Annotated in this window: 1 protein-coding gene; it reads left to right on the forward strand. The window is 55.6% G+C overall.

Features of this window, described 5'->3' with window-relative positions; translation table 11 throughout:
- Positions 1-619 (forward strand): response regulator (locus EVC45_RS45055; RefSeq protein WP_129964412.1); only part of this gene is annotated, 619 nt, incomplete at both ends.

Genomic DNA, 619 nt, shown 5'->3' on the forward strand with positions numbered 1-619 from the left:
AGACAGGCGGATATCTTCAAAAGCTATGTACAGGTCGATAATCCCGAGAGGGATCGTGAAAAGGGATTCGGTCTGGGTCTGTCCATCGTTCAGGGTCTCGCGAACCTTCTGGGTCACAAACTGGACATGAACTCGACGCCAGGGCGGGGATCGCGTTTTTCGGTTTCGGTCCCCTTCGCAGGACGCATAGCGCCAGAGTTGCTCGAGGTTCAGACGGTTGAAAGCGGCGACCTGGACCTGACCAGTATGGTCGTGGCGATCATCGAGGACAATAACGACTTGAGAATCGAAATATCGATGCGCCTGATCGAGCATGGATGCTACGTCGTGGCGGGCGAATCATCATCCGACGTGATCGAGCAGTTGCGCATCGAAGCTTTGGCAGGTGGTCCGCACTTCATCCTCTCCGACTACCGGCTGAAAACCGAGGACGGTGTTGCCGCAATTGCGGCAGTCCGCGCTGTGACCGACGCTTCGATCCCTGCGATCCTGTGGTCGGGGGACACCTCGTCAGCGGTGCTCAAGAAAGTAGCCGCCAGTGGCATGAAGCTTCTGTCGAAACCGGTTTCTGAACACACCTTATTGACCTTGCTGGCAAAACATAAGCCCAAAATATCGA

This window comes from Paraburkholderia sp. UYCP14C (assembly GCF_004197395.1).
Classification (GTDB): Bacteria; Pseudomonadota; Gammaproteobacteria; order Burkholderiales; family Burkholderiaceae; genus Paraburkholderia.